Raw genomic sequence first — 20,652 nt, forward strand, 5'->3', positions numbered from 1 at the left:
TCCCGGTCCGACAACCGGAGTAATCGAGGCGCTGACCAGCAACGTTGCAGCAGGGTGGTTGTTGTCCAGATATTGTCCGTTAACCAGAAACGGCCCAGTCGTGTTACCCGGCGGTCACCTCCGGAACACGGGTCAGATAGTGGACAGTTCCTGCCGTTGCGGGGTGTCCGGTAGCGAATCCGGGCTCCGTTCCGATCCTTGGCGCGTGACTCGACCCGACCGTCAGGAACCGAAGCCATGATCACCCATTGAACGCCACCGGGACCCCGCCGGCCGCCGCCGACCGGTTCGACGTGTTCCTGTGTTCCGCGGCGGCCGAACCTGCGGAGAAAGCGTTGCTGGCCGCCGGGCTGCGCGTTTTCCGGGGTAATCCCTTCGATGATTTCGACATGATCGCGGCGTCCCGCGTTCTGCTTTCCGATTTCCCGCCCGGCCTGCGCACGGACCGCGTGCTGACGACGGTTCCGGGAGAATCGCTCCCGGACCTCGTCCGGCGGGTTCGTTCCGCGGCCGCCGTGGGCCCCGGGCATTCCCTGGTGTGGACCGTCCACCGGGAACTCGCCGCGCGACGGACGATTCTGGTCCGCGGTCCGGCGGGCGTCGGCAAGACGACTCTGGCCGAGCAGTACGCGTTCCTGTTCGGCCGGTTCGGGGGCCGGGTGCTGCGGACCGGGCCGTTCGGCCACCTCGACCCGGACGACTTCCTCCCCCAGTTCCACCTCGCCCTCGCGACGGCGGCGGGCACGTCCGGGCTCGGCTTCGACCGGCTGCGCACGCGGCTGGCCCGCACGATCGACACGGCGGGCGAGCGGGTGCTGGTGCTGGTGCTGGTCGACGACGTCCCGGCCGGGCTGCCACCGGAGGTCCTCGACCGGGTCGTGCTGCCGGCGGACGGGGTCCGCACGCTGCTCACCGGCCGGTGCGCCCGATGGCCCGCGGCGACGCTGGACCTGCCGGGCCTCTCGCCGGAGGAGGGCCTGCGGTGGCTCGGCTCACCGGGCTTCATCGCCCGCTGCGACGGCCATCCGATGACGCTGCGGGCCACGGCGTCCACCTTGCGGCAACGGCCGGACTCCTCGCTGGACGCCCTGCCGGACACGGCACCCCACGCGATCCGGGAGGTGCTCGTCCGGCTCGGCCGGCCGGCTCGGGAGCTGGTGCGGCTGGGCGGAGTGCTGGCACCGGCGCCGATCCCGATGGAGGTGGCCCGGGGCGCGCTGGATGGCTCTTCGCTCGGGGAGGGAGTGGCGGAGCTGGCCGAGCACGGGTTCGCGACGGAGGTGGAGGGGAACCTGCGGCTCCAGGCGCTCGCGGTGGAGGTGGCCTGCGGCGAGTTCGGGGAGCCGCCCGCCGGGCGAGCGGCGGAAGCGGTGCTCAGAGAACTGGCCGACGGCGGCGCTCCCGCGAGCTTCCCCGGTGAGCCGGACAGCGACCACCCGCCGCCCGAGGCCGGTCGCCGTCACCTTCTGCTTCAGCACGCCCGCGTGCTCGCCGACCACAGCCCCGCCCACCGGGTCGCCCTCCTGCGTCCCGTCGCGGCCGCGCACGAAGCCCACCGCGATCCCGGCACCGCCGGTGAAGTCCACGCCGCCATCCTCGCGACCGGCGAGGCGACCGCCGCGGACTTCACCGCGGCGGCCCGGGTCGAACTCGCCTGCGGGCTCGACGCCGAAGCCCTCACGCACGCCCGGCAAGCCCTCGCCCTCGGCCACCACGAAGCCGCCCTCGTCGCGGCCCAAGCCCTCGACGGCCAAGGCGACTACGCCGAAGCCGACCGGACGTTCTGGCACGCCCACCTCCCCACCACGCCCGAAGAGCGCTACCACGCAGCGAAAGCCCATCGGCTCCGCGGCCGCCCGCGGGAGGCCGTCGCCCTCCTCGAACAGGCGAGCGCCCCGATCGGCGACGAGCTGAACCTCGAGTACGCCCGCAACCTCCTCCAGGCCGGGCAGCCGAAGCGCGCGCGAGACGTCGCCGCCGAAGTCGGAGACTGCCCCGAAGCGGACCTGATCCAAGCCGACGCCGCCCTCACCGACCAGGAACCGGCCGACCTCGAGACGGCCTACGCCCACCGGTACGGCATCGAGAGCCCCTTGACGCTGACCGCGTCGGTCCACGCCGCCCGGGCTTTGCTGACCCGGGGCCGACCGCGGCAGGCACTGGAGAAACTGGCCGGGACCGAGCAGCTCGTCCGCCGCGTGCTGGGCGACGACCACCTGCTGCACCTGCGGCTCCGGCACGCCAGGGGCCTCGCCCACGCCCGGCTCCGCGAGTTCGGCCGCCAGGCCGACCTGCTCGAGGCCATCCGGGGACCGCAGCTGCGCCTGCTCGGCCGGACCCACCCGGAAACCCTGGAGACCGGCCTCGACCTCGGGCTCGCGCTCGCCCTCAGCGGCCGCGGCCCGCTCGGTCGCGCGACCCGGCTCGTCGACGACGCCGCCCGTGACGCCGAAACCGCGCCTGGCGTCAGCCCCGCGCTGGCCGCCAAGGCGCGGGCCGCCAAGCAGGTCGTCCGGCTGCCCGAGCCGTTCGTGTCCGCGCTGCACGCCCTCGAGCAGCTGGTCTGGCCCTGACGCTCAGCCGGCGCCGGCCGGCTGCCAGCGGATCCCGTACGCGAAGCCCGGCGCCAGGTGCCGGAACCGGACGTGCACCTCACCCGCGTCGTCGGTCTCCAGCACCGCGCCGCGCGGCGAGCGCGTGTCGCTCTGGAACGCCTTCTCCAGCCGCACGATCCGGTCCGGCACCCGGTCGCCGAACCGGACGTGCAGGTCGAACAGATCGCACGGGTGCCGCGGCACGCAGATGTAATGCGGTTCCCGCATGTTCGCCCGGAATCGCAGTCCGACGTCGTGGCGCTCACCCCGCCGCAGCGGCTCCGGCAACCGCAACGCCAGCCCGACCCGGTCGCTCGACTCCATCGCCCGCCCGGCCAGCACTCCGCCGTGGAACACGTCGACCACCAGATCGGACTCGCGTACCGAAACGCCGGATTCGCCGGCCGCGGTGAGGGTCAGTGCCAGGTCCAGCTCGGCGATTTCGTCGGCGTCGGCGACCACCCGGCGGAATTCGAACGCCTCGGCCACCGGCTGGTCGAGTGCGAGCGTGACGCGCAGTTCTTCGGTGTGCCAACTCCGGCTCGGATAGCGCGGCCGCAGATCCGGCGCGCCGGCCGCGACGGCCATTGCCGCGACCTGCTCGATTCCTTCGTCGATCCGCCGGCGCACCGTCCGGTCGTCGCGATCGAGCGTGATCGCCGCCCAGTGCACCCGTTCCTGGTAGAACGGCTTCCGCGCGCGCTCGTCGAGCGCGAACGCGGCCCGCAGCGCGATCTTCAGATCGTCCGGCAACGACTCGACGAGCGGCCGCAATCGGTCCGTGAGTTTACGCCGGATCTCCACGGAGTCGTCATCTTCCAAAATGCCACACGTGGCGCGCAAAGCGGGTCCGACGCGATCCGCGAGCGGTGTGGTGAAAATTCCCCTCCCTTTGCGCAGGACCTTCAGCTCGCCGACCACGTCCGCCGCACTGAAGTCCACCGTTCCTCCCTCGCCGTTCCCGCACGGGCATCAATATTCGTCAGCACCGACGCGGTTGTCCAGTCGATCATGGGGCGGCAAACGGATCGTTATCCCGCGGTTTCCGGACCCACCGCCACGCGAAACGGGAAACCCCTTCCCGCCGGCCGCATTCTTGGCCGCACCGATTCCGCAGCGAAATCGCCGGACCACGACGTCACCTCTCGCACTTCGCGGTCGAAAGCGTCGAATGAGGGGTCACCACTCCGGCGGGTGATCATGGCGTGGTCGCGGGTGGACCGGGGTACTTGTTGATCATGAACCCGAAGATGTGGCGCCTGCTGGTCTCGGGGTCGCTGCGGCTGTTCCTGGTCAGCGCCGTGCCGGCCGCGGCGCACCTGTCCTTGTTCGTCGGGGTGGTGGCGACGGCGATCGTCTTCGTCGTGCCGGCGCCGCAGACCCTGCACCAGCGCCTGGGCCCCTAAGCCACGACGACGCGCGCCAGCACGGCCGGGACGGCCCGTTCGAGCTCCGCCGCGGCGTCCTCCTCGCCGGCCAGGTGCCGGAGCAGGGCCTGCTGGAACAGGCCGTCGAGCAGGGCGTACGCGACGGCCTGCGGCACCACGGCCGAAGCGGAAGCGAGCTCGGCGTAGCGCGCGACGACGTGGTGGATCATCTCCTCGCGGCGCCGGTCGATCTCGAGCACGTCGGCGCGGAAGGACTCCTCGAACAGGCTCTGGTTGCGCAGGTCGTACCAGAGCCGGTGCATCTTGGCGTCCGCGCGCAGCGTCGCGGCCATCGCCGCCGCGAAGTCGCGCTCCAGGTCCGGCGCCGTCCGCGCCCGGGCGACGATCTCGTCGTACCGGGTGACGCACACTTCCTCGAACTGCCGCACGCAGTGGGTCAGCAGGTCGACCTTGTCGGCGAAGTAGTAGTGCAGCACGCCGTGCGAGAACTCCGAGTTCTGCGCGATCTCCCGCAGGCTGGTGCGCGCGTAGCCGAGCTCGGCCAGCGTCCGCAGCGCCGACGCGGCCAGCTGCGCCCGCCGGTCGGCGAACTTGTCCGCCTGGCGGCGCGAGATCCGGTCCCGGGTCCGTTCCTTCGCCTCTGTCACCTGCACCGTCCGTCACCAGTGGTTGCCGGACCGATTCTATCGAGCGCTTGACCAGCTTTTCCTTGACAGACGTCCAGGAAACTCTTGACGACTGTTCAGACCTTGGCGATGCTGGGCGCCGGCCGACTCGAGGAGGAGGTGTTCCGTGCGCCGACCCGACCTGTCCGGGTGCGCCGCGCTCGTCACCGGCGGAGCACGGGGCCTGGGCGCCGGCGTGGCTGCGGCACTGGCCGAGGCCGGCGCCGCGGTGGTGGTCGCGGACGTCCGGGAAGACCTGGGCCGCGCGACCGCGGACGCGCTGAAGCAGACCGGCGCCATCGCGACGTTCGTCCGGCTCGACGTCACCGACGACGCGAGCTGGGAACGGGCCGTCGGTGAGACCATCGGCGAGCTCGGTGGGCTGGACGTCGTCGTCAACAACGCCGGGGTCTGGATCTCCGGCCTGCTCGCCGACCTGGACCCGGCCGAGGTCCGGCGGATGCTCGACGTCAACGTCCTCGGCACCGCGCTCGGCATCAAGCACGCCTTCCGCGCGATGCGCCCGGGCGGCCCGGCCGGGAACGGCGGCGCGGTCGTCAACATCGCGTCGGCCGCCGCGACCGTCGCCTTGCCCGGCATCGCGGGTTACTCCGCGACGAAGTCCGCGGTCGACCGGCTGACCCGGGTGGCCGCGACGGAAGCCGGGAAGCTCGGCTACGACGTGCGCGTCAACTGCGTCTACCCCGGCCTGGAACCCACCGCGCAGGGCACCCGGCTCACCACCGACGCCGTCGTGTTCCTCGCTTCCGACGCCGCCCGGTTCGTCACCGGCGCCGGCCTGCCGGTCGAAGGCGGCCTGGACACGTGACCCCTACGCCGCCTGCCAGGGGCGCAGCTTCTCCGGGTTCCGCACCGCCCAGATCCGCCTGATCACCCCGTCCGCGACGTCGAACGCCAGCACCGTCTCGACCACGCCGTCGCGCTCGGCCACCAATCCGGGCCGGCCGTTCACCACCCGCTCCCGCAGTTCCATGGCCAGCACCCGCTCGGTGATCTGCACGGTGTAGCGCGCCACCCGCTCGCCGCCCTCGACCGGGTGCGCCACCGTGCTGGCGAGCCCGCCCCCGTCCGCGACCGCGACGACGGACGGGTCCAGGAGACCGATCAGGCTCGGGATGTCCTTGGCCTCCCAGGCTTCCTTGAACGCGCGGACGACGTGCGCACTGCGCGCCGGAGCGGGCGCCGGAGCGGGCCGGACGCGGCGCCGGGCCGACGTCGCCAGCTGGCGGCACGCCGCCGAAGTCCGCCCGAGGACCGCGGCGACCTCGGCGAACGGGTAGCCGAACACGTCGTGCAGGACGAACGCGACCCGCTCCGCCGGGGTCATCGACTCGCACACGACCAGGAACGCCATCGTGATCGACTCGTCGAGCAGCAGCAGCTCCGCCGGGTCGGTGAGGCACTCCGACGGCACCGGCTCCGGGATCCATTCGCCCGCGTACCGCTCCCGGCGGACCCGCGCCGAGCCCAGCACGTCCAGGCAGATGCGGCTCGTGACCGTCGTCAGCCAGGCGCCGGGACGTTCGATGGCGTCGCGCTGCGGTCCGGACAGGGCGTACCACCGGCCGTACGCCTCCTGCACGACGTCCTCCGCGTCGCTCAGGGAACCCAGCAGCCGGTAGGCGATCGCGATCAGCTGCGGCCGCTCGGTCATCACGTCGTTCTCGCTCACCCGGCTATGACGAGCGCGAGCGGTGATCTGTGACAGGCGTACGCACCCCGGCGTAGCCGCAAGTGCCGTACGTCGGCGGACGACCGGGGCCGCCCGGATCGCCACGATGGGAGCCACCGTGAAGGAGGCACCATGAAGCTCAAGCCCCGGGCCAGGAAGTGGTACCTGGTGGCGCACATCGTCTCGGCGGGTGCGTGGATCGGGATCGACGCCGTGCTCGGCATCCTGGTCTGCACCGCGCTGATCTCCGACGACCCCGCCGTCGTCACCACCAGCCTGCAGGCACTCCCGCTGTTCGCCGTCTGGCCGATGCTGACCGCCTCCGTGCTCACGCTCGCCACCGGCGTCGTGCTCGGCCTCGGCACCCGCTACGGCCTGGTCCGCTACTGGTGGGTGGCCGCGAAGCTGGCCGTCAACGTCCTGATGGCGCTCCTGATCCTCTTCGCGCTGCGGCCGGGGATCAACGAAGCAGCTGCCTTGACCGGCGACCCCGAAGGCCTGCTCTACCCCGTCGTCGTCGCTCCCGCCCTCTTGCTGTTCGCCGGCGTCCTCTCGGTCTTCAAACCGTGGGGCCGCATCCGGAAGGAGTCCCATGTCCCTGCCCGTGGAAACCACCGCACTGACCAAGCGCTACGGAACGGCCGCCGCGGTCGAGGAGCTGAACCTGTCGGTGCACGCCGGTGAGGTGTACGGCTTCCTCGGCCCGAACGGCGCCGGCAAGACGACGACGCTGCGGATGCTGCTCGGCCTGATCCGGCCGACCGCCGGCCGCGTCCGGGTGCTCGGCGCCGAACCGGGCCCCGGCAGCCTCGCCCGCGTCGGCGCGCTGATCGAAGGCCCGGCCTTCTACCCGTACCTGTCCGGCCGGGCCAACCTGCGGATCCTCGCCGACCACGCCGGCGTGCGGCGCACCCGCGTCGACGCCGTGCTCGATGTCGTCACCCTCGCCGACCGCGCGAAGGACCGGTACTCGACGTACTCGCTCGGCATGAAGCAGCGGCTCGGCCTCGCCGCCGCGCTGCTGAAGGACCCCGAGCTGGTCGTGCTCGACGAGCCGACCAACGGCCTCGACCCGGCCGGCATGGCCGACATGCGGATCACCCTCCGCAAGCTCGCCGCCGAGGGCTGCACCGTGCTGCTGTCGAGCCACCTGCTGGCCGAGGTCGAGCAGATCTGCGACCGCGTCGGCGTGCTCGACCGCGGCCGGCTCGTCAGCGAAACCACCGTCGACGACCTGCGGGCGGGTGGCGCGCTGCGCGTCGTCGCAGAGCCGTTCGACCGGGCCCGCGACCACCTGCGCCGGCTCTACGGCGGCGTCCGCGCCGACGGGAAAGCCCTCGAGCTCGACGTCGGACCGGGCCAGGCCGGGCGGGTCAACGCCGAGCTGGTCGGCGCCGGGTTCACCGTCACCGAGCTGCGCTGGCACGAACCCGACCTGGAACAGACCTTCCTCGCCCTGACCGGAGGTACCGACCATGCTGCGTGACATCCGAGCCGAGCTGACCAAGCAGGCCCGCCGTCCCGCGAGCTGGCTGCTGCTGGCCGTCGCCGTCGTGCTGTCGCTGACGTTCGGCTACGCCGTCCCGTACGCGGGGTTGAGCGGGGCCGCCGGTCCACCGGGCTCCGGCCGCGGGCTGGACGCGATGCTGCCCGGCGCGTTCGTCGGCAGCGCGCTGGGCGGCCTGCCGGTCTTCGTCGGGGCCCTCGCGCTGATCTTCGGCGTGCTGGTGGCGGGGAGCGAATACGGCTACGGCACGTGGAAGACGGTGCTGGTGCAGCACCCGTCGCGCGTCGCCGTCTTCACCGCGAAGCTGGTCACCGTCGCGATCGGGGCGCTGGCCGTGGTGCTCACGCTGTTCGCGGCGACCGCGGGCGCGAGCGTGCTCGTCGCGTCGCTGCAGGACCAGGCGTTGAGCTGGCCGTCGGCCTCCGACGTCCTGCTGGGCCTCGGCGCCGGCTGGCTCGTCACGACGATGTGGGGCGCGCTCGGCGTGCTGCTCGCGATCGGCCTGCGCTCGGTCGCGCTGCCGATCGGGCTCGGCCTGGTGTGGCTGCTGGCCGTGCAGAACCTCCTCGCGTCGATCGCCGCGCCGCTGCTGGACTGGGTCGCGCAGCTGCAGAAGGCCCTGCCCGGGCCGAACGCGGGCGCGCTCGCGGCGGCGTTCGGGGCGAGCGCGCCGGGGGTCGAGCCGATCGTCGGATCGGGGCAGGCGACCGCCGTGCTGGCGGCCTACCTGGTCGCGTTCGGGGTGCTGGGCGGGTGGCTGCTGCACCGCCGGGACATCGCCTGATAGGGGGTACCGGCCACCGGTGCGGTGAGCCGGTACCACCCGTGCACGCGGTGTAGTGTTTGCCGGTCAGACCGGCGGGTGATCCACATGAGGTGCCATGACAGTGCGGCGGTACCCACTGGCGGTCCTGCTCGTCGTCGTGACGCTGGCGCTGGTCGTGGTGAACGGTTTCGCGTTCTGGGGCGACACCCTCGCCCTGTGGGTCGACGACGCCATGCAGCTGAGCGCCGGGGTCGCCGCGGTCGTCTGCGGGGTCCTGGTCGCGCGCCGGGTCCGCGGGCACCAGCGCTGGTGGCGGGTGCTCGTCGCGCTCGGCATGGCCGGCTGGTCGCTCGGCCAGTGCGTCTGGTCGTGGTACCAGCTGATCGACGGGCGCGGGCTGCCGTCGCCGTCGCCGGCCGACGTCGGCTACCTCAGTTTCCCGGTGTTCGCGCTCGCCGCCCTGGTCGTCCTGGCCCGGGCGCGGATCCGGCCGGACCGCGAACGCTGGCAGCCCGCGCAGTGGACCGCGCACTTCGGCGTCGCGGTGGTGCTCGACGGCCTGATCGTCACCGGCTCGCTGTTCATCCTCACCTGGACCGCGGCGCTCGGGCAGCTGGTGCGGGCCACCGCGCCGGACAAGCCGACCTGGGCCGTCGCCATCTCCTACCCGCTCTCGGACCTGGTGATCGTGGTCGTCGCCGTGCTGCTGGTCGTGTTCGACCGGGTGGACCGGCCCTACCGCAAGAACCTGCTGCTGGCCGCCGTCGGGATCGTCGCGCTGGCCGCCTCCGACAGCGTGTTCGCCTACCTCGTCAGCATCGGCGCGGAGAGCATGAAGCCGTGGTCGGACGGCGGGTTCGTGCTCGGGCCACTGTTCATCGCCTTCGCCTTGCTGGTGACGCCGGGTCAGCGGCGCCACGACGACGTGAGCCCGGCGGGCGGGGTCGACTGGTGGCAGCTGGCGCTGCCGTACGTGCCGGTGACGGCCGTGGCGCTGCTGATCACCGGGCAGCTGCTGGCCGGCGCCGGCCCGGACGGCGTCGAGGTGTTCGTCGGCGTGCTGGTGGTGTTCCTCGTACTCGCCCGGCAGCTGCTTTCCTTGCTGGACAACAGGTTGCTGCTGCGCCGGGTCTACGACGGCCAGCAGCAGCTGACCCACCAGGCCTACCACGACCCGCTGACCGGGCTGGCCAACCGCGCGCTCTTCGCCGACCGGCTGGACCAAGCCGTCGAATCCACCGACCGGCCGCTCGTGCTGATCTTCGTCGACCTCGACGACTTCAAGGAGGTCAACGACCGGTTCGGGCACGCGGGCGGCGACGTCCTGCTGCACGCCGTCGCCCAGCGGCTGCTGAGCTGCGTGCGCGCGGGCGACACGGTCGCGCGCCTGGGCGGCGACGAGTTCGCGATCCTGCTGGAAGGCGAGCTGGACGCGCCGCAGGCGGTCGCCGACCGGATCCAGGGCGTGCTGCGGCGGCCGTTCGCGGTGCACGGCACGCTCGTCTCGGTCCGCGCGAGCATGGGCCTGGTCGTGCCGGACCCGGCCGAGCCGCTGGTGACGTCGGACGTGCTGCTGGGCCGCGCGGACACGTCGATGTACGCGGGCAAGCGGCTGGGCAAGGACACGACCGTCGTCTACCGCCCATCCCAGGACGGCCCGCCGGACTTCCCGTCGGCGTTGCGCCAGGCCGCGGGCGGCATCCCGGAAGGCTTCGGCCTGGTGTTCCAGCCGATCGTCCGGCTGGCCGACGAGACCCCGGTGGCCGTCGAGGCGCTGGCCCGCTGGACCACGCGCGACGGCACGGCGGTGTCGCCCGAGACGTTCGTCCGCGCGGCCGAGGGCGCGGGCCTCGGCGCCGAGCTGGACGCGCTGGTGCTCGACCTGGCGTGCCGGGAGATCACGACGGCCGGGCTGGACCTGACGGTGCACGTGAACGTGTGCGCGAGCCGCCTCGGCGCGGCCGCGCTGGAGCGGAGCGTCGCTGCCGCACTGGACCGCTACCGGCTGCCGGCGTCCCGGCTCGTCGTCGAGATCACCGAGACGGTGCCGGTCCCGGACCTGGCTGCGGGGGCGGCCGCGATCCGGCGGCTGCAGGAGCTGGGCGTGCGGGTGGCGCTGGACGACTTCGGCGCGGGGTACAGCTCGCTGACGGTGCTGCACGCGCTGCCGGTCGACCTGATCAAGCTGGACCGGGCGTTGACGACAGGAGTGCAGCCGGAGCGCGACGCGGCGCTGTGCCGGTCGCTGGTCGGGCTGTGCGCGGATCTTTCCCTGGACGTGGTCGCGGAAGGAATCGAGACGGCCGAGCAGGCTTCCCTGGTCACCGCGGCCGGGTGCACGACCGTCCAGGGCTACCTGTACGGCCGCCCCGCTCCGCTCTCGGCCCTCCGCCTGTCGGCGATCCCCGCAGGCTAGGAGCGCACTCCTGGCGGGATCACGCCGAAGATCGTCGCCGTCGAACCGGCTCCCTTCCGGTTGATCGGCCCGCCCGCCAGGACCCACGCCCCCGTCGTCGGCAGGGCCTTCAGGTTCGCCAGGATCTCCAGGCTGATCCGGTGGCGCTGGTACACCAGCTTCGACACCGTGTACGTCTCGTCGGTGCCGACGTCCGGGCTGAAGGTGTCGGTCCCGGTCCCTCCTCTACGTCCGAGCCGCCCGGTGTCGATCAGCCACTCGACCGCCGGGATCGAGAAGCCGGGCTGGTGCAGCACGCCGTCCGCGTCGGTGTTCGGGTAGGCCGGGGTGCCCCACTTGGCGTCCCAGCCGGTCCACAACACCACCACGGACTCGTCGGGGATCCGGCCGTGGCGCTTCTCCCACGCCTTGAGGTCGTCGATCGTGACGCCGTAGTCGGGGTCGGCCGCGGCCTTCGCTCTTACGTCGATCTTCACGGCGGGCCGGAACAGATCCGCCGGCTCCATGTCGTCGGCCAGGGGCTGGCCATTGTTGAAGTGGCCGGGTGCGCCCCAGTGCGTGCCGGTGTGCTCGCCCTCGTTGACGAACTGGAGGTAGTAGCCGTCGTCGGGGATCGTGGCGATGGTTTCCAGCGAGAAGACCGGGTCGCCGGGGAACACGTCGGTCGTGGCGGGGTCGTTGACGTGCGACAGGCTGACCAGGTTCAGCTGGTCCAGCCGCACCGGCGGGGTGGCTTGGGCGGCCTGCGCCGTCCGGCCGGACAGCGCGGCGCCGAACACCCCGGCCAGCCCCGCGGCCAGCGCCCTGCGTCTCATCGGCATGGGGATCACCTTTCACCGGAACACCGCCCGTGCGGTTTTGCCTGCACGGTGATATCACCCGAGCCGCACCGGGCCAAGGAGTTGCGCGAGGATGGACGCATGGACGACGACATCGAAGACCACGCCGACGAAGGCATCCTCGACCCCGAGGACACTTTGGACGACCGCGACGAGCTGGCGGAGGGTTACTCACCGCCCGAACGCCCGCGGGGCACCGAAGAATGGGGCACGACCGAGCGCGAGACCGCCGAAGGCGAGAGCTGGGCAGGCCGGCTGGCCCGCGAGGTCCCCGACGTCGCGTCCGACGAGGGCGACGGCCTCGGCGACAGCGAAGACTCCGACGGCGAGCTGATCGACGACGAGGTCGGCGACGTCCGCGCGGGCCGCCTGGTGGCGACGGACGAAGGGTTCGGCGCAGACACCGACGAAGAGCTGTACGCGTCCGACGCGGGCATCGACGGCGGCGCGGCTTCGGCGGAGGAAGCGGCCGTCCACGTGATCGACCCGTCCCGGCGCTGGTGACGAGCCGGACCCGCCCCCTCGACGGGTCCGGCCCGATTTCGCGAGCGGCCTAATCCTTTCCCCCGACCGGCGCGTGGGGTAGGCGGCAGAGCGGTCATGTCCGGATCCGGCCGGACCCGCCCGCACTGCCGGAAGGGGACACGGGATGCTCGAGGGGCTGCTGACACCCGGCGCGGGCGCGCTGTACGACGCGATGGTGCGCACCGGGCCGCTATCGCTGGACGACCCGCGGGCCGAGAGCCCGGAGATGCGGGAGCTGTTCGACCGCGGGTTCGTGCGCCGCGACTACCGCGACGACCCGGTGATCGCGCCGATGGAGCCGGTCCGCGCGGTCGACCACGCCATCCTGGGCGCCCAGCAGCAGCTGCTGGAGCAGCAGCGGCAGATCGTCGCCGCGCGCCAGCAGCTCGACATGCTGCAGGCGGTGTACCGGGCGGCGAACGGCTCCGGCGGCGACTCGGCCGTCGAGGTGCTGACCGACCCGCGGCGCATCGGCTCGCTGTCGCTGGAGCTGTGCCTGTCCGCGCGCGAGGAGTTCCTGACGTTCACGACCCGCCACTTCAAGCGGAAGCCGGACGCGAGCACGGTGATGCGGCTGCCCGAAGCGGTGACCGAGCGCGGCGTCGCGTTGCGCAACGTGTACGAGCGCGCGGCCCTGGAGTTCGACGGCGCGAAGGAGGTCGTCGACGCGAGCGTCGCCGCCGGCTGGACCATGCGGGTGGCGCCGGAGCTGCCGATGAAGATGGTGATCGCCGACCGCCATTCGGCGCTGGTCCCGCTCGACCCGAGCGGCATGGACGGCGCGCTGTTCGTCCGCAGCCCGACGATCGTGGCGTCGTTGCGGATGCTGTTCGAGCTGGTCTGGAGCCAAGCGGTGGCGGTGCACGGCCCCGCCTCCCAGCCACGCCACGGTCTGACGCCGACCCAGGCGAAGGTCCTGGACCTGCTGGCGACGGGCATGACGGACGGCGCGATCGCCCGGCACTTGGACGTGAGCGAGAGGACGGTCCGCAGGCACGTGCAGGGGTTGCTGGAGGCCCTGCAGGCGGACAACCGGGTGGCGGCGGTCTTCGCGGCGACCCGCCTGGGCTGGCTGGGCTGACGCCGGTCAGCCCTGGACGCGGGCCGAAGGCGGGCCGGCGCGGGTCCCGCCGTGACCGGCCTGCCGTTCACACCCGTCCGGCACCGCGCGGCCGGGCCGCTACTCCAGCTTCCGGCACTCCGGCGGCCCGCCGGTCCAGATCCACACGCAGATCGTCTTCGGCTTGCCGCCGGGACCGCCGCCGGCGGCCGCCGATGCCTGCGGGGCCGTCAGCGTGCCGAACGCCGCCGCCCCGATCAGGGCCGCGGCCAGGCCGGCCAGGGCTCGCTTGCGCATGTTCGTCCTCCCGCGAAGTGATCTTCCTCCACCAACCTAAGGCGGGGGCACCGCGCACCGGCAGGGGCGGGTTCGGCCACTGTCCGCTACCGGCCACCGGAGCCCGGCCGGAACCGGACGTTGGCCGCTCTGGACCGGTGTGCTCGCGCCTCTTCGCTCCTACCGTCGGGGCATGGGTGAGGAGGCGCCCCCGCGCTGGTGGGCCGAGGAGGGCGCGCGGCCCCGGCCGGAGCCGGTGGGCTGGTGGCCCGAGGCCGACACGCTGCACTGGGTCCAGGTCCGGCCGCCCGAAGAACCCGACCGGACCGGCTGACGCGCGCGACCCAAGCGCGCGGAATGCCGGAGCGACCGGGCTCCTAGACGCGGTTGTACTCGCGGACCGCGTCGAGGTACTCGGAGATCGCGTCCCGGTTGCGCAGCAGGCACTCCGCGCGCCGGGCCATGCGGTCTCTCTCCTCCTCCAGGGTCGCGAGCATCTCCGGGGTCGCGTCGGGGAAGTAGATCGCGCGGGGCTTGTCGAGGCAGGGCAGGATCTGTTTGATGATCCGGGTGGGCAGCCCGGCGTCGAGCAGCCCGCGGACCTGGATCACGCGATCGACCGTCGCGGAATCGTAGTCGCGGTACCCGTTCGCTCCGCGCGATGCGATGATCAGCCCCTGCTCCTCGTAGTACCGGAGCAGCCGGCGGGACGTGCCGGTGCGCTCCGCGAGCTCGCCGATCCGCATGTGCGCCACCTCACGTAGACCTTCACACGTATGTGAAGGTTCGAGCATAACGGCATGAGAAGCTCCCTCCTCGCCCTCACCACCGCCGCGTTCGTCACCGTGCTCACCGAGGCGCTGCCCGCCGGCGTGCTGCCCGGCATGAGCGCCGGCCTCGGCGTCGGCGAGTCGGCGGCGGGCCAGGCCGTGACGATCTACGCCCTCGGCACGGCCCTCACTGCGATCCCCCTCTCCGCGGCCACCGCGGCCTGGCCCCGCAAACGCTTGCTGCTGGCCGGCGTGGGCGGGTTCGCCGTCGCCAACACCGTGACGGCGCTCTCCGCGGACTACCCGCTGACCATGGTCGCCCGGTTCGTCGCCGGGGTGGCCGCGGGCGTCGTCTGGGCGCTGCTGGCCGGGTACGCACGCCGCCTCGCACCCCCGGAGAACCAGGGCCGGGCCATCGCGATCGTGATGGCGGGCATCCCCCTGGCCCTGTCGCTGGGCATCCCGGCCGGGACGTTCCTCGGCGGCCTGCTCGGCTGGCGCTCGGCGTTCGGCGTCATGTCGGCGATCGCCGTCGTGCTGCTGGCCTGGATCGCCGCCGCCGTCCCGGACCAGCCCGGGCAGGCGGGTGGCCGGGTGCCGGTCCTGCGGACGCTCACCGTGCCGGGCGTCGCGCCCGTGCTGGCCGTGACGCTGGTGTTCGTGCTGGCCCACACCGTGCTCTACACCTACGTCGCCGCGTTCCTCGGCCACGCCGGGATGGGCGACGCGGTGGACGTCGTCCTGCTGGTGTTCGGCGTCGCGTCGATGGCCGGGATCTGGGTCGTCGGTGCCCGGATCGACCGCGCGCTGCGCGTGCTGACCGTCCTCAGCACGATCCTGGTCGCGGTGGCCGCGACGCTCCTGGCGGTGTTCGCGGGCAGCCCGGCGCTGGTCTACGCCGCCGTCGCGCTGTGGGGCCTCGGCTGGGGCGGCGTCCCCACGCTCCTGCAGACCGCGGCCGGGAACGCGGGTGGCGAAGCGGCGGACAACGCGCAGGCCATGCTCGTCACGCTGTGGAACGCGGCGATGGCCGCGGGCGGCGTGCTCGGCGGCGTCCTGCTCGACGCCGCCGGGCCGGCCTCGTTCCCCTGGACGCTGCTGGTGCTCCTGCTGCCGGTCCTCGCCGTGGTGCTCGGCGCCCGGCGCAGCGGCTTCCCCAAAACGTCCTGAGTGGACGAAGGGCCCGGGCGGGTTCGCGCCCGGGCCCTCCAGCTTGGTTCAGCAGCGGCCGGCGATGGCCCGCAGCAGTTCGGCGTTCGCGGTGTCACCCGAGAGCTCCCAGGCGAACACGCCGCCGAGCCCCTGCGACTTCGCGTAGCCGGCCTTGGCCGACGCCGTCTCGGGCGTGTCGTAGCTCCACCACTGCGAGCCGCACTTCGCGTACGCCGTGCCCGCGACCTTGCCGTTGGCCGGGCAGGTCGTCTTGAGGACCTTGTAGTCCTCGACGCCCGCTTCGTACGTGCCCGGAGCCGGCCCGGTCGCGGTGCCGCCGGGCTGCTTCTGCGTCACGCCGTCCCAGCCGCGGCCGTAGAACCCGAGGCCCAGCAACATCTTCGACGACGGCACGCCCTGGTGGCGCAGCTTCTGGATGGCCGCGTCGGCGTAGAATCCGGCGGTCGGGATGCCCGGGTAGGCGCGCAGCGGTGAGTGCGGCGCGGTGGGCCCGGTCGGGCTGCCGCCCGCGACGAAGTAGTCGTAGGTCATCACGTTGTACCAGTCGAGGTAGCGGCTCGCCCCGGCGTAGTCGTTCGCGTCGATCTTGCCGTTCTTCGACCCGTCGGCGGTGATCGCGGCGGTGACCAGCTGCCGGTGCCCGAACTTCGCGCGCAGCGCCTTGACCAGCGCCGTGAACGCCTTCGGGCCGCTCGCATCGCACGTGGCACCGCAGGCGTTCGGGTACTCCCAGTCGATGTCGATGCCGTCGAAGACGCCCGCCCAGCGCGGATCGTTGACGAGGTTGTAGCAGGACTCGGCGAACGCGGCCGGGTTCTTCGCCGCCTCGGTGAAGCCCGCCGACCAGGTCCAGCCGCCGAAGGACCACAGCACCTTGAGCTTCGGGTGCAGCTTCTTCAGCTCGAGGATCTGGTTGAAGCTGCCGTGGAGAGTGCCGCTGTCGGCCTGGCCGCTGACGCTCGTGGCGGCGTCGTAGGGCATGTCGTGGTCGGCCCACGGGTCGCCGACGGCGCAGCCGCCGCCGGTCACGTTGCCGAACGCGTAGTTGATGTGGGTCAGCTTCGCGGCCGACCCGGACGTCTCGATGTCCTTGACGTGGTAGTTGCGGGCGTAGACGTCCCAGTCGGCGAAGTAGGCCATCACCTTGCCCTGGGACTGCCCGGCTTCGGCGGCGGGCGGCGCGACGACGGAGGCACCGGCCAGCGCCAGAGCAGCAGTGACAAAGGCGCCGACGATGCGTTTTCTCATGCGAAGCAAGGAAGTTCCTTTCGGCGAGCCGGCCGGTCGGACGCGCCGAGGCTAACAGGTCCAGACCACTCCGGACCAGGGTCAATCGTTGTGGTCAAAGGGTTTCCCGGTACCCCCGGAGCCGGGTGCGGATTCACGCGTGGGAGGATCACGCGATGACCGAGTTCGGCTGCGCGCGCTGCTCCGGCGAAGACGCCCTGACCGCGCTGGCGTTCTGCACGACCCGCCTGCGCGAGACCCACCGCCTGGTCGAGCAGTCGCACTTCAGCATCGCCCTGCGCGAATGTCCGGAATGCGGTCAGGCGTTCGCCGCGATCTTCACGGAGTTCGTCGACTGGACCGGCGGGGAGGACGCGCAGTACTTCGACTACGTCCCGCTCACCGCCGCCGAGGTGACATCGTTGGCCGCGCAGGGATCCGGGGTCGACCTCGTGCGGCTGGGCGCGCTCGGCAGCGTCCGGCGGCGGCTCTCGTCGAGCTGGCCGACCGGCGCGAAGAAGCGGATCGCCTGGCGGACGGACCCGCTCTCGGTGCGCGAAGGCTACTGAGGACGGTCGGCGGCCAACCGGAGGATCGCCGCGGCCGAACGGTCCACATCGGCCTCCGTCGTCGACCAGTTGGACACCGAAATCCGCAGATATCGGCGGCCGCGCCAGGTGGTTCCGCCGAGCCAGCACGTGCCGTCACGCTGAACCGCGGTGACGATCGCATCGGTGCGGGCGTCGTCGCCGAAGGAAACCAGGACCTGGTTGAGGACGACGTCGTTGCCGATCTCGGCGCCCCCTTCCGCCAGCGCGTCCGCGAACCGGCGGGCCAAGCGGCAGCAGCGGTCGACGAGCTCGGCGACGCCGTCGCGGCCCAGCTCCCGCAGCGCCGCCCAGACCGCGAAGCCGCGGGCGCGGCGCGAGGACTCCAGCGTGAGGTCGCCCATGCCGGACACCTCGCCGGCGCCGGTCAGGTAGGCCGCGCGGTTGGCGAAGACGGCGGCGTGGGCGTCCGGGCGGGCGCAGAAGACGAACCCGGAGTCGTACGGGACGTTGAGCCACTTGTGCCCGTCGCAGGCCCAGGAGTCGGCCAGCTCGACGCCGTCGAGCAGCGCGGCCGTGGCGGGGTTGGCCGCGGCCCACAGCCCGAAGGCGCCGTCGACGTGGATCCACGCGTCGCCGGCGGCCGCCCGCGCGGCGCGGACGTCGTCACACGCGCCGGTGTTCACGTTGCCCGCCTGCAGGCAGACGATGGCCGGGCCAGTGCCGCGCTCGAGGGTCCGGGCGAGGTCGGCGACGTCGATCGCGCCCTGCGGACCGGCGGCCACCTCCTCGACGGCGGCCGTGCCGAAGCCCAGCAGCCGCAGCGCGCGGTCGATCGTCGCGTGCCGTTCGGCGCTCGCGACGACGCGGACGCGCGGGGCGCCGAAGAGCCCGTCACGCTCGGCGTCCCAGCCGGCTTCGGCGAGGACGTGGTGCCGCGCCGCGGCGAGCCCGACGGTGTTCGCCGCCTGCCCCCCGGTGACGAACCCGGCCGACGCGGTGGCGGGGATGCCGAGCAGCTCTTTCAGCCAGCCGCCGGCGGCCTCCTCGGCGGCTGCGGCGGCGGGCGAGAGGACGGCGTTGAACGCGTTCTGGTCCCAGCCGGCGACCAGCACCTCGGCAGCGGTGGCCGCGGGCAGCGACCCGCCGATGACGAAGCCGAAGAAGCGAGGCCCGGCCGTGGCCATCAACCCGGGCTCGGCGGCCCGCGCGAGGTGTTCGAGCACTTCGGACGGTGGGCTCGGGTCCTTCGGCAGCGGCCCGCCGAAGCCGGCCCGCAGAGCGCCCTGACCGGCCGCCGGAGCGACGGGCCGCCCGGCCAGGGTTTCCCGGTGGTCGGCGGCCAGCTCGGCGGCCCGGGCCAGGAGGTCACGCATCTCGTCCACGGACCCGACTCTAGGCCGCCTTCGGGTGCACGGCCGAGAGCCAAGCGCCCCAAGGCCACATTGGGTGCGTCCAACGCACCGAAGGCCGCCTTGGGTGCGTTCAACGCACCGAAGGCCACATTGGGGCGCTCGGGTCCGGTGGTCCTCAGGCTGCCTTCGGGTGTGCGGCCCGCACGTTTTCCCGGGCCAGCTCCACCGTCGTCGCGATCCGGCGCTGCCGCGTCTCCGGGCGCTTGGCCTTCGCGATCCACTCCAGGATCAACCGCCGGGACGACGGCGGGAACGCCGCGAAGTGCGCCGCCGCGGTCGGGTCGAACGCCTGTCGCAGGTCCGGTGGGACGACGCCGTCCTGGGCCTCGGCCAGTGAGTCCCACGTCCCGGTGCGGCGGGCCAGGTCGACCATCGCCTGCCCCGGCGGTGTCATCAGCCCCGCCGAAGTCAGCCGGGCCACGCGTTCGCGGTTGACCTTGCTCCACGTGCTCTTCGGGTTCCTCGGTGTGAAGCAGAGGTACGTGCTTTCCGCGTCGCGCTTCAGCGCCTTGCTGTCGATCCAGCCGAAGCACAACGCCTGCTCCATCGCCTCGTGGACCAGCACGCCGGGCGCGCTGCTGTGCTTGCGCCGGATCACCAGCCACACCGCCGGGCCGCGAGGCGCCGCCAGCCACGCCCGCCACTGCGCCACCGACGTGACCTTCAGCACCGCGATGCCTTCCAGAGTCTCCATACCCACATCGTCGGGGGTGAAGTGCTCATCTTCTGAGCACTTTGACGCGGGAACAATCGGACGCCGCCCGGCGTAGCGTCCTGGTATGGAGACTCCGTTGAGCACCGACCGGCTCGTGATCCGGGACTGGACGGTGGACGACGCCGAAGCCGCGTTCGAGATCTACGGCGCGGAGGACGTGACGCACTGGCTGACCCCGGCCATGGAGCGCGTCGGCGACGTCGGCGCGATGCGTCAGGTGCTGCACGCCTGGCAGGAGACGCAGCCGAACCTGCCGCCGCCCCGGGGGCGCTGGGCCGTCGAGCGCAAGGAGGACGGCGTGGTGATCGGCGGCCTCGGTATCCGGCTGCTGCCGCCGTTCGAAGAGGACCTCGAGCTGAGCTGGCAGCTCAGCCCCGGCGTCTGGGGCCAGGGCTACGCGTCGGAGGCGGCGACCGCGCTGATCGGGTGGGCCTTCACCCAGGACACCGAGGAGCTGTTCGCGGTCGCGCGGCCGAACAACACGCGCGCGATCGCCGTCGCGAAGCGGCTCGGCATGCAGTGGGTCGGCGAGACGGAGAAGTACTACGACCTGCGGCTGCAGGTGTACCGCGTCCGGCACACCGACCTCATCGGCTGACCGGCTCCAGCAGGAAGACGCGGATCTCGCGGTGCTCGGCCCGCACGGCGTAGCGGTCGTACGCGGGCCAGTACTCCGCGACCGCGTCCCACATCTCCTGACGCTGTTCGCCGGCCAGCAGCCGCCCGCTGACCTCGACGGTCCGGCCGCCGATCGCGACCACCGCCTTCGGCTGGGCCAGGAGGTTCGCCGACCACGCCGGGTGCGCCTCGCCGCCCCAGTTCGAGCCGATGACGACGTAACCGCCACCACGCTCGACGTAGAGCAGCGGCACCTGACGCGGTTCGCCGCTGCGGCGGCCGACGGTGGTGAGCAGCAGGGTCCGCAGCCCGACGGCGGTGCCGACGCCGACCCGGCCGCCGCTGATCCGCAGCAGCACCCGGTCGGCGGGCATCAGCGCCCGCCCGAGCACCGCGAACGCCTTGCTCTTGCCGAACCCGGCGAAGACCCCTCGCAAACCAGCCACGGTCGAACCCT

General features: G+C 72.7%; 23 protein-coding genes. 13 read left to right on the plus strand and 10 right to left on the minus strand.

Translation table 11 applies throughout. The annotated features are described in order from the left end of the window. Window positions 1-248 precede the first annotated feature (248 nt). Window positions 249-2,573 carry a hypothetical protein gene (locus AB0C38_RS35195; RefSeq protein WP_360681866.1) on the plus strand — a complete coding sequence of 775 codons (2,325 nt, stop codon included), beginning with the start codon at window positions 249-251 and terminating at the stop codon, window positions 2,571-2,573. Window positions 2,574-2,576: 3 nt separating this feature from the next. Here AB0C38_RS35195 and AB0C38_RS35200 read toward each other — a convergent pair whose 3' ends face one another. Continuing rightward, complete coding sequence (locus AB0C38_RS35200; protein WP_360681868.1) at window positions 2,577-3,398, minus strand: hypothetical protein; 822 nt, start codon at window positions 3,396-3,398, stop codon at window positions 2,577-2,579. Window positions 3,399-3,832: 434 nt separating this feature from the next. Between AB0C38_RS35200 and AB0C38_RS35205 the strand changes: the two genes are divergently transcribed. Continuing rightward, on the plus strand, window positions 3,833-4,000 hold the full coding sequence (locus AB0C38_RS35205) for a hypothetical protein (RefSeq protein WP_360681870.1): 168 nt from the start codon (window positions 3,833-3,835) through the stop codon (window positions 3,998-4,000). Here the strand turns inward: AB0C38_RS35205 and AB0C38_RS35210 are convergent. After that, on the minus strand, window positions 3,997-4,629 hold the full coding sequence (locus AB0C38_RS35210) for a helix-turn-helix domain-containing protein (protein ID WP_360681872.1): 633 nt from the start codon (window positions 4,627-4,629) through the stop codon (window positions 3,997-3,999). The two genes, AB0C38_RS35205 and AB0C38_RS35210, sit on opposite strands and share 4 nt — an antisense overlap. Before the next feature lie 145 nt (window positions 4,630-4,774). Here AB0C38_RS35210 and AB0C38_RS35215 point away from each other — a divergent pair, with 145 nt between their 5' ends. Beyond that, window positions 4,775-5,476: an SDR family oxidoreductase gene (locus AB0C38_RS35215; protein WP_360681874.1), complete on the plus strand. Its 702-nt coding sequence runs from the start codon at window positions 4,775-4,777 to the stop codon at window positions 5,474-5,476. 3 nt (window positions 5,477-5,479) lie between these two features. Here the strand turns inward: AB0C38_RS35215 and sigJ are convergent, their stop codons facing one another. After that, window positions 5,480-6,322, minus strand: coding sequence for an RNA polymerase sigma factor SigJ (gene sigJ / locus AB0C38_RS35220; protein WP_360682055.1), 843 nt, complete (start codon window positions 6,320-6,322; stop codon window positions 5,480-5,482). Window positions 6,323-6,472: 150 nt separating this feature from the next. On the opposite strand from sigJ, the gene AB0C38_RS35225 reads away from it, so the two are divergent. From AB0C38_RS35225 to AB0C38_RS35240, 4 genes are all read left to right on the plus strand, one after another. Then, on the plus strand, window positions 6,473-7,024 hold the full coding sequence (locus AB0C38_RS35225) for a hypothetical protein (protein WP_360681875.1): 552 nt from the start codon (window positions 6,473-6,475) through the stop codon (window positions 7,022-7,024). Next, window positions 6,933-7,826 carry an ABC transporter ATP-binding protein gene (locus AB0C38_RS35230; RefSeq protein ID WP_360681877.1) on the plus strand — a complete coding sequence of 298 codons (894 nt, stop codon included), beginning with the start codon at window positions 6,933-6,935 and terminating at the stop codon, window positions 7,824-7,826. Before AB0C38_RS35225 ends, AB0C38_RS35230 begins: the two co-directional genes overlap by 92 nt. Beyond that, entirely contained in the window at window positions 7,816-8,631 is an 816-nt protein-coding gene (locus AB0C38_RS35235) for an ABC transporter permease (RefSeq protein ID WP_360681879.1), read from the plus strand. The genes AB0C38_RS35230 and AB0C38_RS35235 overlap by 11 nt, the downstream gene beginning before the upstream one ends. Before the next feature lie 97 nt (window positions 8,632-8,728). Then, complete coding sequence (locus tag AB0C38_RS35240; RefSeq protein ID WP_360681880.1) at window positions 8,729-11,029, plus strand: EAL domain-containing protein; 2,301 nt, start codon at window positions 8,729-8,731, stop codon at window positions 11,027-11,029. On the opposite strand, the gene AB0C38_RS35245 is transcribed toward AB0C38_RS35240, so the two are convergent. After that, window positions 11,026-11,850 (minus strand): cyclase family protein, encoded by an 825-nt coding sequence (locus AB0C38_RS35245; protein ID WP_360681882.1) that lies wholly within the window; start codon window positions 11,848-11,850, stop codon window positions 11,026-11,028. The genes AB0C38_RS35240 and AB0C38_RS35245 overlap by 4 nt on opposite strands. A gap of 99 nt (window positions 11,851-11,949) precedes the next feature. Here AB0C38_RS35245 and AB0C38_RS35250 point away from each other — a divergent pair, with 99 nt between their 5' ends. Both AB0C38_RS35250 and AB0C38_RS35255 read left to right on the plus strand, forming a co-directional pair. Continuing rightward, window positions 11,950-12,372, plus strand: coding sequence for a DUF5709 domain-containing protein (locus tag AB0C38_RS35250; RefSeq protein WP_360681883.1), 423 nt, complete (start codon window positions 11,950-11,952; stop codon window positions 12,370-12,372). 145 nt (window positions 12,373-12,517) lie between these two features. Next, the gene (locus AB0C38_RS35255; protein ID WP_360681885.1) at window positions 12,518-13,474 is read left to right on the plus strand and encodes a LuxR C-terminal-related transcriptional regulator; all 957 of its coding nucleotides are present in this window, start codon (window positions 12,518-12,520) and stop codon (window positions 13,472-13,474) included. 99 nt (window positions 13,475-13,573) lie between these two features. On the opposite strand, the gene AB0C38_RS35260 is transcribed toward AB0C38_RS35255, so the two are convergent. Continuing rightward, window positions 13,574-13,750: a hypothetical protein gene (locus AB0C38_RS35260; RefSeq protein WP_360681887.1), complete on the minus strand. Its 177-nt coding sequence runs from the start codon at window positions 13,748-13,750 to the stop codon at window positions 13,574-13,576. Between the two features lie 172 nt (window positions 13,751-13,922). On the opposite strand from AB0C38_RS35260, the gene AB0C38_RS35265 reads away from it, so the two are divergent. Next, the gene (locus tag AB0C38_RS35265; protein WP_360681889.1) at window positions 13,923-14,063 is read left to right on the plus strand and encodes a hypothetical protein; all 141 of its coding nucleotides are present in this window, start codon (window positions 13,923-13,925) and stop codon (window positions 14,061-14,063) included. Between the two features lie 43 nt (window positions 14,064-14,106). Here AB0C38_RS35265 and AB0C38_RS35270 read toward each other — a convergent pair whose 3' ends face one another. Next, window positions 14,107-14,475, minus strand: a complete 369-nt coding sequence (locus AB0C38_RS35270; protein ID WP_360681891.1) for a MerR family transcriptional regulator — start codon at window positions 14,473-14,475, stop codon at window positions 14,107-14,109. Window positions 14,476-14,529: 54 nt separating this feature from the next. Here AB0C38_RS35270 and AB0C38_RS35275 point away from each other — a divergent pair, with 54 nt between their 5' ends. After that, window positions 14,530-15,669: an MFS transporter gene (locus AB0C38_RS35275; protein WP_360681892.1), complete on the plus strand. Its 1,140-nt coding sequence runs from the start codon at window positions 14,530-14,532 to the stop codon at window positions 15,667-15,669. Window positions 15,670-15,717: 48 nt separating this feature from the next. Here the strand turns inward: AB0C38_RS35275 and AB0C38_RS35280 are convergent, their stop codons facing one another. Beyond that, window positions 15,718-16,920 (minus strand): glycoside hydrolase family 18 protein, encoded by a 1,203-nt coding sequence (locus tag AB0C38_RS35280; RefSeq protein WP_360681894.1) that lies wholly within the window; start codon window positions 16,918-16,920, stop codon window positions 15,718-15,720. A gap of 155 nt (window positions 16,921-17,075) precedes the next feature. Between AB0C38_RS35280 and AB0C38_RS35285 the strand changes: the two genes are divergently transcribed. Continuing rightward, window positions 17,076-17,468, plus strand: a complete 393-nt coding sequence (locus tag AB0C38_RS35285; RefSeq protein ID WP_360681896.1) for a hypothetical protein — start codon at window positions 17,076-17,078, stop codon at window positions 17,466-17,468. Here AB0C38_RS35285 and AB0C38_RS35290 read toward each other — a convergent pair. Together AB0C38_RS35290 and AB0C38_RS35295 are read right to left on the minus strand one after the other, a co-directional pair. Beyond that, window positions 17,462-18,823: a pyridoxal-dependent decarboxylase gene (locus AB0C38_RS35290; RefSeq protein WP_360682057.1), complete on the minus strand. Its 1,362-nt coding sequence runs from the start codon at window positions 18,821-18,823 to the stop codon at window positions 17,462-17,464. The genes AB0C38_RS35285 and AB0C38_RS35290 overlap by 7 nt on opposite strands. A gap of 154 nt (window positions 18,824-18,977) precedes the next feature. Next, complete coding sequence (locus tag AB0C38_RS35295) at window positions 18,978-19,556, minus strand: YdeI/OmpD-associated family protein (RefSeq protein ID WP_360681898.1); 579 nt, start codon at window positions 19,554-19,556, stop codon at window positions 18,978-18,980. Window positions 19,557-19,641: 85 nt separating this feature from the next. On the opposite strand from AB0C38_RS35295, the gene AB0C38_RS35300 reads away from it, so the two are divergent. Next, window positions 19,642-20,175, plus strand: coding sequence for a GNAT family N-acetyltransferase (locus AB0C38_RS35300; RefSeq protein ID WP_360681900.1), 534 nt, complete (start codon window positions 19,642-19,644; stop codon window positions 20,173-20,175). Here AB0C38_RS35300 and AB0C38_RS35305 read toward each other — a convergent pair. After that, complete coding sequence (locus tag AB0C38_RS35305) at window positions 20,165-20,632, minus strand: nitroreductase family deazaflavin-dependent oxidoreductase (protein WP_360682059.1); 468 nt, start codon at window positions 20,630-20,632, stop codon at window positions 20,165-20,167. The two genes, AB0C38_RS35300 and AB0C38_RS35305, sit on opposite strands and share 11 nt — an antisense overlap. Window positions 20,633-20,652: the final 20 nt, after the last annotated feature.

Origin of the sequence: Amycolatopsis sp. NPDC048633 (assembly GCF_040650695.1) — a bacterium.
Taxonomy (GTDB): Bacteria; Actinomycetota; Actinomycetes; order Mycobacteriales; family Pseudonocardiaceae; genus Amycolatopsis.

What these genes read in the sequence shown, in the direction of transcription:
- AB0C38_RS35295 (WP_360681898.1), bottom strand. Translation starts at nt 19,556, where the DNA reads ATGGAGACTCTGGAAGGCATCGCGGTGCTGAAGGTCACGTCGGTGGCG.
- AB0C38_RS35300 (WP_360681900.1), top strand. Translation starts at nt 19,642, where the DNA reads ATGGAGACTCCGTTGAGCACCGACCGGCTCGTGATCCGGGACTGGACG.
- AB0C38_RS35205 (WP_360681870.1), top strand. Translation starts at nt 3,833, where the DNA reads ATGAACCCGAAGATGTGGCGCCTGCTGGTCTCGGGGTCGCTGCGGCTG.
- AB0C38_RS35255 (WP_360681885.1), top strand. Translation starts at nt 12,518, where the DNA reads ATGCTCGAGGGGCTGCTGACACCCGGCGCGGGCGCGCTGTACGACGCG.
- AB0C38_RS35240 (WP_360681880.1), top strand. Translation starts at nt 8,729, where the DNA reads ATGACAGTGCGGCGGTACCCACTGGCGGTCCTGCTCGTCGTCGTGACG.
- sigJ (WP_360682055.1), bottom strand. Translation starts at nt 6,322, where the DNA reads ATGACCGAGCGGCCGCAGCTGATCGCGATCGCCTACCGGCTGCTGGGT.
- AB0C38_RS35270 (WP_360681891.1), bottom strand. Translation starts at nt 14,475, where the DNA reads ATGCGGATCGGCGAGCTCGCGGAGCGCACCGGCACGTCCCGCCGGCTG.
- AB0C38_RS35260 (WP_360681887.1), bottom strand. Translation starts at nt 13,750, where the DNA reads ATGCGCAAGCGAGCCCTGGCCGGCCTGGCCGCGGCCCTGATCGGGGCG.
- AB0C38_RS35290 (WP_360682057.1), bottom strand. Translation starts at nt 18,823, where the DNA reads ATGCGTGACCTCCTGGCCCGGGCCGCCGAGCTGGCCGCCGACCACCGG.
- AB0C38_RS35275 (WP_360681892.1), top strand. Translation starts at nt 14,530, where the DNA reads ATGAGAAGCTCCCTCCTCGCCCTCACCACCGCCGCGTTCGTCACCGTG.
- AB0C38_RS35250 (WP_360681883.1), top strand. Translation starts at nt 11,950, where the DNA reads ATGGACGACGACATCGAAGACCACGCCGACGAAGGCATCCTCGACCCC.
- AB0C38_RS35280 (WP_360681894.1), bottom strand. Translation starts at nt 16,920, where the DNA reads ATGAGAAAACGCATCGTCGGCGCCTTTGTCACTGCTGCTCTGGCGCTG.
- AB0C38_RS35235 (WP_360681879.1), top strand. Translation starts at nt 7,816, where the DNA reads ATGCTGCGTGACATCCGAGCCGAGCTGACCAAGCAGGCCCGCCGTCCC.
- AB0C38_RS35225 (WP_360681875.1), top strand. Translation starts at nt 6,473, where the DNA reads ATGAAGCTCAAGCCCCGGGCCAGGAAGTGGTACCTGGTGGCGCACATC.
- AB0C38_RS35285 (WP_360681896.1), top strand. Translation starts at nt 17,076, where the DNA reads ATGACCGAGTTCGGCTGCGCGCGCTGCTCCGGCGAAGACGCCCTGACC.
- AB0C38_RS35265 (WP_360681889.1), top strand. Translation starts at nt 13,923, where the DNA reads ATGGGTGAGGAGGCGCCCCCGCGCTGGTGGGCCGAGGAGGGCGCGCGG.
- AB0C38_RS35230 (WP_360681877.1), top strand. Translation starts at nt 6,933, where the DNA reads ATGTCCCTGCCCGTGGAAACCACCGCACTGACCAAGCGCTACGGAACG.
- AB0C38_RS35245 (WP_360681882.1), bottom strand. Translation starts at nt 11,850, where the DNA reads ATGCCGATGAGACGCAGGGCGCTGGCCGCGGGGCTGGCCGGGGTGTTC.